Raw genomic sequence first — 10,434 nt, 5'->3', positions numbered from 1 at the left:
GACTACGAAACCCTCCCGGAAACCTCCGCCACCATGATCCGCATCGCGATGATCGACAACCTCACCCGACGAGCCACCGACGAAACCACCCCAACCTGGCGAGACACCTAAACCGCCATAACGCACAAAGTACGTGAATCAGACGGCCTCTGAGATCGGGCTCGCGTGGCCGTAGAGCGGCTTGATTCGTCGTAGTCAGCCGCCCCGCGGTTTCGGGGTTTGCCGGCCGGGGTCAGCCAACGCTATCTACCGTCACAATGATGGTGAAACGGGCGTGTTCCAGCGGGTCAGCTTGTTGGGGTTGAGAATCATGCTGACGCCGGTGATGCCGCCGGGGGTCGCCTCAAACGTGATGATGCCTACGACGTGGCCGTTCTCGTGCATGGCCAGGGCCGGCCCCTCGCTGGTCTCGGTCTCCCGCAGTTGCAGGTCCGGGCGTTTGCCGATGATGCCGGTGAGGAAACGGGCCACCCGGTCGGCGCCCACCACCTCGTTCAGCGCGGCCCGGGTGACGCCGCCGCCGTCGGTGCGCAGCACCGCGCCGGGGTCCAGGGAGCGGATCAGGGCGGTCAGGTCGCCGGAGTTCGCGGCTACGCCGAACGAGCGGACCACCCGCTCGTGCTCGCCCCGCGGAACCAGGCGGCTGCCGAAGGCTCGCACCCGCCGCCGGGCCGAGGCCGCCAGTTGCCGGCACGCCGCCGGTGAGCGGCCCACCGTCTCGGCGATCTCGCCGAACGGCACCGCGAAGACGTCGTGCAGGACGAACACCACCCGCTCGGCGGGGGTCATGGATTCCAGTACGACCAGCAGGGCCGCGCTCACGGTGTCGTCCAGGGCGACCTTGTCGACGGGATCGGCCGGGAACTCCGTGGGTGGCACCGGTTCGGGCAACCATGGGCCAACATAGTTCTCATGTCGTGCCCGGGCCGAACCCAGCATGTCGAGGCAGATGCGGCTGGTGACGCGGGTGAGCCACCCGGCCGGAGCCTCGATCGCCGCGCGCTCCGGCTCGGCGAGCCGATACCAGCGGGCGTACGCCTCCTGCACGGCGTCCTCGGCCTCCGCGACCGTGCCGAGCATCCGGAAGGCCACCGACATCAGATGGCGTCGCTCCCCGGTCACGTCGGCCGAAGCCGAAGCGGCAGCGGAAGCCGGAGCCGCGTTGTTGCTGTTCACCGAAACACCTTCTCACCGGCCGGCTGTGACGCACGACGCGCCACCTCACAGCCGGCGGCCCCGCGTCGTCTAACGACCGTAACGTCCAAGGAAGGGATTATCGTGAAAGCCGTCGTCGTCACTGACCGAAACCTGGGCACCGCCGGGATGACCCTGAGTGATCAGCCCGAGCCGCACGCCTCCGAGAACGACGTCATCGTCCGGGTCCACGCCTCCGGCTTCACCAACGGCGAGCTGACCTGGCCGGCGACCTGGGCCGACCGGGCCGGCCGCGACCGTACCCCCTCGGTGCCCGGGCACGAGCTCTCGGGGATCGTCACCGGGCTCGGCTACGGCACCACCGGGCTCACCGTCGGGCAGCGGGTGTTCGGGTTCGTCGACTGGACCCGCAACGGCTCGCTCGCCGAACTGGTCGCCGTCGAAGCCCGCAACCTCGCACCACTGCCCGCCGACATCGACCACGTCACCGCGGCGAGCCTGCCGATCTCCGGCCTCACCGCCTGGCAGGGCCTGTTCGAGCACGGCGACCTGCGCACCGGGCAGACCATCCTCGTGCACGGCGCGGCCGGCGGCGTCGGATCGTTCGTCACCCAGCTCGCACGGGAGCGCGGCGCGTACGTGATCGGAACCGGCCGCGGCCGGCACCGCGAGACCGCCCTCGACCTCGGCGCGCACGAGTTCGTCGACCTCGGCTCCGACAGCCTCGACGAGGTCGGCCCGGTCGACGTGGTGTTCGACATCTTCGGCGGCGACATCGCCAAGCGCTCCGCCCCGCTGGTGCGCCCCGGCGGCGTCCTGATCTCGGTCGCCGAGCCGGTCACGGCGCCGGAGCAGGGCCGTGCGGTCTTCTTCGTGGTCGAGCCCGACCGGCGGCAGCTGATCGAGATCGCCGAGCGGGTCCGGACCGGCCGGCTCCGCTCGGTCATCGGCCAGACCGTGACTCTCGACGAGGCGCCGGCCGCCTTCAACGCGACCAGCCACCCGGCCGGCCGCACGATCGTCCAGGTCTCGTCGTAGCGTCGGCGTATCCGGGGGCCGCGTTCGGCCGGTAGTCCGGCCGGCGCCGCGCCCCGACGACCGAATCCATCGACGGAGATGCTCATGGACCCTCGCCGCTATCTGAGCCGGCGTGTCGCCGAGGCCCGCGAAGTGGAACCGACGCTGCCGGCCTCCCAGCGGCTCGGCCTTCGAGCACAGGTCATCGGTGCGGCTCAGGCATTGATCGACATGGGCCATCTCACCGCCGAGGAATCCGCCGGGCTCCTGGCCGGACTTTCCGCGGGCGCGGCCGGCCGAGAAACCGTCACATCGACAATGACAGGGTCCGCCGCCGCCCGGCGACGAGCGCTCGCCATCGCCCACCACCTGGGCGGCCGGACCGATCCCCAGGATCGCCCGGTCGCCCTCACCGGTGGGCGCCTCGAGCGTGTGGTCGTCCCGGCCGCCCAAACGCCGCTGGTCGCGAGCGTTGAGCAGCCATCAGGCGAGCCGTTCTCGGTCGTCCTGTCCCAGCACGGCACCGACTCAAGCTAGGAGCGTGGCCACGTCGGTGAGGCGCTTCGAGCCGGCCCGGGCCAGATGCAGGTGGTGGGCGGGGCGGGCGGAGTCCGGTTTGCAGGACGGTGCAGGGGCGCGACGAGCATGGGTTGGTCGCGGCCGGGGAATCCGGCCTCGCTCTCGTTCGGCGGTTAATCTGGGACGGCATGGACGTAGGGCGCGTGACGGCACTCATCGAGCGGCCCGGCGTGGCCGCTCAGCTGTGCGTGCTGCTCGACGGCGAGACCGTGCTCGAGCGGTCCGTCAACGCCCGGCCCGACCAGCCGTTCCTGCTGTTCTCGGCCGGCAAGCCGCTCACCGCGATGCTCGTGCACCGGCTCGCCGCCCAGGGCGTGCTCGGCCTCGACGACCCGGTCGCCCGGCACTGGCCCGAGTTCGGCGGGCAGGGCAAGGAGACGATCACGATCCGGCAGGTGCTGCAGCACCGGTCCGGGCTGCCGTACGGCAAGAGCCTGCCCCTCGACGCCGTGCTGGCCCCGAACTGGGACCGTTCGGTGCGGGCGCTCGCCGAGGCGCGGCCACGGTACGCCGCCGGTGCGGTACCCGCGTACCACGTGCTCAGCTTCGGCTTTCTGCTCGGCGAGGTCGTGCAGCGGGTGACCGGTGAACCGTTTCGCGAGGTGCTGCGCCGTGAAGTGCTCACGCCGTACGGAATGAAGCGCACCCGCCTCGGCGGGCCCGGCTCCTCGGTGGCCCTGGTCGGGGGGATCCGCCGGGTGCTGTTCAATCAGGGGTTTTTCCGTCGGGCGGCGATCCCGGCCGCCACTGTCATCGGCACCGCGCGCGACCTCGCCCAGTTCTATCAGGCCATGCTCGACGACCCGGCCGCCGCCGAGGCCCGCACCCCGTCGTCCGGCGACGGCGAAATCGACCGGGTGCTCGGGCTGCCCATCCGCTGGTCGCAGGGTTTTCAGCTCGGCGGCCCGTCCCGCAGCCGCGCGATGGGTAAGCTCAGCGGCCCGCTCACGTTCGGCCACAACGGGTCCAACGCCTGCGTGGGCTGGGCCGACCCGACCCGGCGGCTGGTCGTCGCCTACCTGACCAACCGCCTGGAAGGGCCCGTCGCGGGTTCGCCCCACCAATCGGAGGTGAGCGATGCAATCCTCGCTTGAGGCCCTGCGCGGCGAGCTCGTCGGCTTCTCCTACCGGATGCTCGGCTCGCCTTTCGAGGCGGAGGACGCGGTGCAGGAGACGCTGCTGCGCGCCTGGAAGCACGGCGCCGACTTCGACCCGGCGAAGGGCTCGCTGCGCACCTGGGTCTACCGCATCGCCACCAACGTCTGCCTCGACATGCTCCGCTCGGCCCGGCGCCGGGGCCTGGAGATCGCGGGCCCGCCCGGCGCTCCGCTGGAGGATCCGCTCCCGGAGAACGCGTGGGTTCTGCCGATGCGGGACGACCCGGCTGAGGTCGCGGTGCGGCGGGAGAGCGTACGCCTGGCTTTTGTCGCTGCCCTGCAGCACCTGCCGCCGAGGCAGCGGGCCGTTCTGATCCTGCGCGACGTGCTCTGCTGGCGGGCCGACGAGGTGGCCGCCCTGCTCGAGGTCAGCGTCGCCGCGGTGACCAGCGCCCTGCAGCGGGCCCGCGAGGGCATCCGCCGCGCCGACCTCGACCGGCCGAGCCCGCTCGACGACGCCGCGCAGCGTGACCTGGTCGCCCGCTACACCGACGCCTTCCACCGGCACGACGTCGCCGCGATGGTCGCCCTGCTGCACGAGGACGCCACCTTCACGATGCCGCCGTTCACCTGGTGGATCCGCGGCCGCGACACGATCGGCGCGGTCATGGCCGCCTCCGACTCGTGCGCCGGCGCCCGCCTGACCACCGATTTCTACAACGGCACGCCGGCTTCCTGGCAGTGGCGCGAGGGGGAGCCGTTCGCGCTGCTCGTCTACGAGTTCGGCGACTCGCTGATCCGGTCGGTCACGACCTTCCTGGCCCCGACTCTGCCGCGGCTTTCGCGGTCCGCTTCCGCTTTCCCGGCGTACGCGGTGAGCCCTGGTCCGTGCGGTAGAGGCTGAGCAGCACGCCGTAGGTCTCGCCGCTCTCCTGTTCGGCCATCTCGTCACCGTTGGCGAACCGTTCCAGAGTCGCCGCCAGGGCCCGTGCCTGCGCGGCGCCCAGCCGCACGTGCCGCAGGATCGTGACGTCGGGCGCGCCCTCGTCGGCCGGCAGCATCGCGGCCCGCGCCCCATGCACCCCGACGCCGCCGCCGCCGGGGGCGGGGGCGGCGATCCGCAGCCGCTGACTGGTCGGCTCGTAGTACTGCTCGGTGCCCCCGCGCACCTGCCGCACGTGGGCGACCCGCACCAGCCCCGCCTCTTCCAGCAGCTTGACGTGGTAGCCAACCGTGCCCTTGGCCACCCCCAGCGCGACCGCCAGCTGCGCGAACGTCGCCGGCCGCCCCCGCAGCGCGAGCAGCAGCCGGTGGCGCAGCGGGTGCCCGAGCGCCTTGAACTGGGCCGGCTCACTGAGCACGAGCTCCTGCGGTGTCTCCTGGGGTTGCATAAGCGTCGAGAATAGTCGACGCTTAGCCGCATGTTCAATGCCGACATCGCCACCTACGTCCAGTCCCACTGCACCCCCGCCGACACGATCCTGAACGACCTGGCCGCCGAGACCGCCGCCCGCTTCCCCGACGCCGCCGGGATGCAGGTCTCCGCCGACGAGGGCCGCCTGCTCACCATGCTGACCCAGCTGAGCGGCGCCCGGCACGCCGTCGAGGTGGGCGTCTTCACCGGCTACTCCGCGCTCTGCATCGCGCGCGGCCTCCCCGACGACGGCACCCTGCTGGCCTGCGACATCTCCGAGGAATGGACCGCGCTGGCCCGCGACTACTGGAAACGCGCCGGCGTCGACCACCGCATCGACCTGCGTCTGGCCCCGGCCGCCGACACCCTGCGGGACCTGCCCACCGACCCGGCGATCGACCTGGCCTTCATCGACGCCGACAAAACCGGCTACCCGGCCTACTACGAGGCCCTGATCCCCCGCCTGCGCCCGGGCGGCCTGCTGCTGATCGACAACGTCCTGATGGGCGGCAAGGTCCTCGATCCCCAGCGCCCGGCCCACGCCGCGGTCCGGCAGCTCAACGACCAGATCCTCCAGGACGACCGGGTCGACTCCGTCATGCTGGCGATCCGCGACGGCCTGACCCTGGTCCGCAAACGCTGACCAGCCCCTAATGGGTGCCGCGGTGACCGCGGGCGAGCGTGCCGTACGCCACCCAAACCGGCTGGCCGCTGGCATTGATCCCGGCGGCGACGCGCAGGCCGAGCACCACATAGCTGCCGGCGGTCGCGGTGCGGCGGCGCGCGGCTTCGGCGTACGCCCGCCGCGCGCGAACCAGCGCCCGCACCTCGAGCGCCTTGGTCGCCTCGGCGGCGGAGCCACCCAGGGCCTGCACGAGACCGAGATACTGGTCCAGCACGTACCCCTGCAGGTTCTCGACCGTGACCAGAGAGACGGCGGCCGGTTCGGCGGGGTCCATAGCTGTCAGCGTACGGCGGCCTATGTCCCGACCCACTGGCCTCCGCGCCATACCTGCTCCGTTCAGTTGCATGTCGGAGCGAAACGTGGGCGACATGTTCGCCGTTTCACGCGATGATCATTTTGCGGTATCAGTTTGGCACGATCGACACGCCGGTGGGGCTGACATTTCCCGGTCCGAATGCGGGAAAATAGCTTATGCCGCAGCTCGAGTTCTTTCCCCGGTCGCAAGTAATGTCGTGGCGTGACCGGACTGCGGCGCGCAATTATTCGCCGGAGGCGGATCGGTTTCGCCGGGAGCATGAGCGGCATCGTGAATGGGGTTTGCGGCAGCGTCATGGCCGCCGGGCGATGAACTTGCGTCTCTACGGTGACGTCGTCGCACCGGCCGACCGCACCGACACCTCGACTTCCGTGCCCGAGCTGGCCGACGCTGAGCGGCTGCCGGTCGAGGCTTCGACAGGAAACGCTCCCTGCCGCATCCACAGCTGCCAGGCATCCGACCCTTCGGCCTCGGTGTCGGAGCCCGCCGACGCGCAGCGGCTGCCGGTTCAGGCTTCGACCGGGAACGTTTCCTGCGTTCGAGGGCTCACCGGCGCTGATGAAGGCGAGGTCCATCCGGCCGCTGAGGGCACTCCTGCGACAACCACCGCGTCTGCGGGTGAGGTCGCATCCGCTGGTGAGGCTGCGTTTGCTGGTGAGGTCGCATCTGCTGATCATGCCGCATCCGGTGGTCAGGCTGCATCTGCTGACCAGGTGGCAGGTGCTGGGCAGGCCGGCTCGGCTGACCGGGTCGAACGCAGCGAGCGGGCAGGTTGCGCAATGCCCAGCCGGGCCGGTCAGGTCGGCGCGGTCGGCCGCTGCCGGCGGGCAGATTGCGCAGCGCCTTGGAACGGCTGGCTCCGCCGATCGGATCGGCCCCGCCGATCAGGCCGGCCGAGTCCTCCCGGTCGGTCGTGCCGGCTCGGCCGAGCGGTCCCCTCGGCGCCGACCGGCAACAGGGCGCCACCGCCCGCCCTTGGAGGGCTGCCGATCCCTGGGAGCGTCGCTCGGCTGGGAGTACCGCTCGGCTGGGAGTACCGCTCGGCTGGGAGTACCGCTCGGCTGGAGTACCGCTCGGCTGGGAGTACCGCTCGGCTGGGAGCACCGCTCGGCTGGGAGCACCGCTCGGCTGGGAGCACCGCTCGGCTGGGAGCACCGCTCGGCTGGGAGTACCGCTCGGCTGGGAGCACCGCCTGGCTCGGAGCACCGCCCAGCCGGGCACCGCCCGCGCCGGATCGATCGGGATCACCCTCGGCCGTGGTCGCGGGACGGGCCGCGGCCCCGACCGTAACGATTGCCGAATGGCGTAGCACCGCGTCTTCGGAAAATGTCGCGATAATGGGCTTACATTCAGTCCGGAGAACTGCTGAAATTTGTCATTACGAGCGCTTATCAGCACCACCATGAGTGTCGGTGTTGATGCGACCCTATTTAGAGTTGCGCCATTACTCACATTCAGGGGCCCGATGGGCGCGCTCCGTAATCGGCAGTTTGGGAGAGCCGCCGTGACTAACTATTACCTGGATCCGAATCGCTCGTCTGCTGGGGGCCGGATTACACCGCCAGAATCAGTGATCTGGCCACCGGGACGTCGAGCGGACCGACGCCTGGCGCGAAATATGCAGCGCCACCCGAGCGCGTTGCCTGCCGCTGCGACCCGGTCAGGCACTGGCCCGTCGGTCGCCGTCGGTGGCGGGCCTTCTGGAGATCACGAGCGGGATCGTCGTCGCCGCTGAGGAGGCGTGGCGCTCGAAATGGTGGGCGCGCTGCGGTGGGGCGGAGCGCCCCACCGCTGCTGACGGGCTCTTTCGGGGCCTATTCGGCCGCCGCCGGCTCCTCCTGTTCGAGCACCGGCGACGCCGTTAGCAGCTCGACCTCCCAGTGTTCGACCAGTTCCTCGCCGTCCTCTTCGGCCTCCAGGTAGCTGCGAACCCGGACGCCGAGGCCCAGCTGGTTGGCCGCGCGAAGGTGTTCGGTTACTTCGTCGACACTGGTCAGGTAGTGGGTAGCGATCAAATCGGGCTGCACGGTCTCGTCGAGATCAGTCACCGCACCAGGCTAGAAGGCGGCCGGCGATCACTGCTCAGCGGCCTGTTCCGGCCGCGGCCGACGGCTCGGGAACGTCGCCGCCCGCGGAACGGCGTCGGGCCGGGGCGATGCTGGAGCGCACTCACCCGGGCCGCGACCGGTTCAGCCAGCCGCGGACCACGGCGAAGTCGGCCCCGGTCAGCCCGGAGCGCGGGTCGACCCGGTGGGCCAGCACGGGCGCCGGATGGTGCGAGGCGATCCAGCGCCGGTCCGCGTCGAAGATCTCGTCGTCGAGCCACGCGAACGGGCGGCCGGCGGCCCAGCGGACCAGCGCCGGGGTCTTCCAGTGCACGCCGGTCGGGGGTTCCTGCTCGTCGTCCGACCAGTCGAGGACCGGCAGGCGGGGCAGGCCGAGGCGGGGGGCCAGGACCTCGTTGGCGTCGTCCATCCAACTCGTCGCCCAGATCAGGGTGCAGCCGAGCGCGCGCAGGCGGGTGCCGTCGGCCGGATCGAGGCGGTCCAGCAGGGGGTTGCGGCTGGGGCGGGAGGAGCGGATGCGCGGGGCGAACGGCAGGAGCGTTCCGTCGACGTCCAGGAAGAGAAGGGTCTCGCTCAAATGCCGGTGATTCTGCCCCGCAAAGCGCCGTCGCGGGGCCCGGGGGTGCCGCTGTGGGCACTCTGTGGGTTGCTATGACTGCGCTGTCAAAGCCGAAGGCGAAAACCGGGTGGGCCGATTCGTCAGGTGCGGGGCCGACCACCGGCCCTCGAGGGGAGAACACCATGAACTCGATCAACCCGATCGGCTCGACGACCAGCATGGCCGCCTACAAGGTCGCCGACGACAGCCAGAAGCCGGACGCCACCAAGAAGGCCGGCCGCCACGGCGGGGGACACCACCGGGCCGAGGCGCCGGCTCCGGCCCCGGATGTCGACCCGGCCACGGGCACCTCCACGTCGTCGATCCTCGACGTGACCGCCTGACGTTTCACCCGGTCGGGGTGACGGGCTCGTCGCCCCGGCCGGGCTCGGCGAACCGGGCCAGAACCAGGGAACCGGCGACGGCCAGGGCGAATCCGAGGACCGCCGCGGCGGTCCAGCCGGCACGCGTACGGTCGTGCCAGAGCACAATTCCGGCGACCGCCGGCAGTGCCGTCTCGCCGAGGATGACCAGTGCGGAAACGGTTGTCACGGCGCCCCGCTGCAGCCCGGCGGCGAACGACAGGAACGCGCAGGCCCCGCTCACCGCGACCGCGTAGGCGGCGGGGTCGCGCACGAGGGCGGCCGGCTCGAGAGCGGGCACCGCGCGTACGGAAAGAGCGGTGAGGCCGAAGCCGAGCCCGGCCACCACGCCCTGAATGATGGGGCCGCCCGGCGGCCGGAGCCGGGCGGCGAGAAGCGCGCCGGCGCCGAGCACGAGAGCGGCCGCGAGCAGCACAAACCGGGTGGTGAGACCGGTCCCGGCGGTGCCCTCGGCCCCGCTCGACGCGCCGAGCAGGGCGAGCCCGGCGCAGACGGCGAGCACGGCGGCCCACTGGCGGGTGCCGAGGCGGATGCCGAGCAGGGGTACGCAGGCGAGCGCCGTCACCGCGAGATTGCCGGCCTGGGCCGCCTGCACGACGAAGAGCGGCAGCCCGCGCAGCGCCACCAACTGGGCGGCGAACCCGAGCAGGTCGAGCCCCACCCCGCCCAGAAACGGCAGGCGCCGGCGGCGGCGAACGCCCGCGGCCTGCAGGGCCGTGCCCACGCCGTAGCAGATCGCGGAGAGTATCGCCGCGGCGAAGGCACCGGTCATCCGCGCAACCGTATTAGATGGGCGCGGGGCGCTCCCGACGACTAGTGGGCTGAGCGTCGGGTCACCGGGCAGCCGGTGGAAATGGCCCGGGCCGATCGGGGCGAGGTCGCGGAGTCGCTTGCGCTTTCTCGTGTACGACCGGCGCGGTTACGGCGGTTCGACCCGCCAGGCCGGCCGTCGCGTGGTTTCGGCGGTGCCCGACGCCGCGGCTCTGGCGGTGGGGGCAGTTCGGGGTGTTCGGAGGGTCGGGGGGGGGGCCCCCGCCCCCATGTAGGTGGCCGGGGCGCGGGCCCCCCGCACTCGACCCCCCGCGGCCGGGGCGGCGGCGGGGGGGGGGGGGCGGTGGTGGGGG

Annotated in this window: 12 protein-coding genes and 1 pseudogene; 7 read left to right on the top strand and 6 right to left on the bottom strand. The window is 71.7% G+C overall.

Features of this window, described 5'->3' with window-relative positions; all coding sequences use genetic code 11:
* Positions 1-111: pseudogene (locus AB0M88_RS51705) on the top strand (IS5/IS1182 family transposase); the annotation flags it as partial.
* Positions 112-252: 141 nt separating this feature from the next.
* On the opposite strand, the gene sigJ reads toward AB0M88_RS51705, so the two are convergent.
* On the bottom strand, positions 253-1,176 hold the full coding sequence (gene sigJ / locus AB0M88_RS51700; protein ID WP_364115491.1) for an RNA polymerase sigma factor SigJ: 924 nt from the start codon (positions 1,174-1,176) through the stop codon (positions 253-255).
* Between the two features lie 102 nt (positions 1,177-1,278).
* Between sigJ and AB0M88_RS51695 the strand changes: the two genes are divergently transcribed.
* The 4 genes from AB0M88_RS51695 to AB0M88_RS51680 all read left to right on the top strand — a co-directional run bounded on the left by AB0M88_RS51695 (position 1,279) and on the right by AB0M88_RS51680 (position 4,752).
* Positions 1,279-2,193, top strand: coding sequence for an NADP-dependent oxidoreductase (locus AB0M88_RS51695; protein WP_364115488.1), 915 nt, complete (start codon positions 1,279-1,281; stop codon positions 2,191-2,193).
* 132 nt (positions 2,194-2,325) lie between these two features.
* On the top strand, positions 2,326-2,709 hold the full coding sequence (locus tag AB0M88_RS51690; RefSeq protein ID WP_364115485.1) for a hypothetical protein: 384 nt from the start codon (positions 2,326-2,328) through the stop codon (positions 2,707-2,709).
* 170 nt (positions 2,710-2,879) lie between these two features.
* Positions 2,880-3,845: a serine hydrolase domain-containing protein gene (locus tag AB0M88_RS51685; RefSeq protein ID WP_364115483.1), complete on the top strand. Its 966-nt coding sequence runs from the start codon at positions 2,880-2,882 to the stop codon at positions 3,843-3,845.
* On the top strand, positions 3,829-4,752 hold the full coding sequence (locus AB0M88_RS51680) for an RNA polymerase subunit sigma-70 (RefSeq protein ID WP_364115480.1): 924 nt from the start codon (positions 3,829-3,831) through the stop codon (positions 4,750-4,752). Before AB0M88_RS51685 ends, AB0M88_RS51680 begins: the two co-directional genes overlap by 17 nt.
* Here the strand turns inward: AB0M88_RS51680 and AB0M88_RS51675 are convergent.
* Positions 4,655-5,239, bottom strand: a complete 585-nt coding sequence (locus AB0M88_RS51675; RefSeq protein WP_364115477.1) for a helix-turn-helix domain-containing protein — start codon at positions 5,237-5,239, stop codon at positions 4,655-4,657. The two genes, AB0M88_RS51680 and AB0M88_RS51675, sit on opposite strands and share 98 nt — an antisense overlap.
* Positions 5,240-5,269: 30 nt before the next feature.
* Here AB0M88_RS51675 and AB0M88_RS51670 point away from each other — a divergent pair, with 30 nt between their 5' ends.
* Positions 5,270-5,905, top strand: a complete 636-nt coding sequence (locus tag AB0M88_RS51670; RefSeq protein ID WP_364115474.1) for a class I SAM-dependent methyltransferase — start codon at positions 5,270-5,272, stop codon at positions 5,903-5,905.
* A 7-nt stretch (positions 5,906-5,912) separates the two neighbouring features.
* On the opposite strand, the gene AB0M88_RS51665 is transcribed toward AB0M88_RS51670, so the two are convergent.
* From AB0M88_RS51665 to AB0M88_RS51655, 3 genes are all read right to left on the bottom strand, one after another.
* On the bottom strand, positions 5,913-6,221 hold the full coding sequence (locus AB0M88_RS51665) for a hypothetical protein (RefSeq protein WP_364115471.1): 309 nt from the start codon (positions 6,219-6,221) through the stop codon (positions 5,913-5,915).
* Positions 6,222-8,077: 1,856 nt separating this feature from the next.
* Positions 8,078-8,311 carry a hypothetical protein gene (locus AB0M88_RS51660; protein ID WP_364115468.1) on the bottom strand — a complete coding sequence of 78 codons (234 nt, stop codon included), beginning with the start codon at positions 8,309-8,311 and terminating at the stop codon, positions 8,078-8,080.
* Positions 8,312-8,432: 121 nt separating this feature from the next.
* Positions 8,433-8,906 carry an HAD domain-containing protein gene (locus AB0M88_RS51655; RefSeq protein ID WP_364115465.1) on the bottom strand — a complete coding sequence of 158 codons (474 nt, stop codon included), beginning with the start codon at positions 8,904-8,906 and terminating at the stop codon, positions 8,433-8,435.
* Positions 8,907-9,070: 164 nt separating this feature from the next.
* Between AB0M88_RS51655 and AB0M88_RS51650 the strand changes: the two genes are divergently transcribed.
* Positions 9,071-9,271 carry a hypothetical protein gene (locus AB0M88_RS51650; protein ID WP_364115462.1) on the top strand — a complete coding sequence of 67 codons (201 nt, stop codon included), beginning with the start codon at positions 9,071-9,073 and terminating at the stop codon, positions 9,269-9,271.
* A 4-nt stretch (positions 9,272-9,275) separates the two neighbouring features.
* Here the strand turns inward: AB0M88_RS51650 and AB0M88_RS51645 are convergent, their stop codons facing one another.
* A complete protein-coding gene (locus tag AB0M88_RS51645; protein WP_364115459.1) occupies positions 9,276-10,082 on the bottom strand; it encodes a hypothetical protein in 807 nt (268 codons plus the stop codon).
* Positions 10,083-10,434: the final 352 nt, after the last annotated feature.

The sequence above is a fragment of the Actinoplanes sp. NPDC051411 genome (assembly GCF_040682075.1).
Lineage (GTDB): Bacteria > Actinomycetota > Actinomycetes > Mycobacteriales > Micromonosporaceae > Actinoplanes.
Note: the sequence above shows the minus strand (reverse complement) of the source record. Positions and strands in the feature narration are given on the sequence as shown.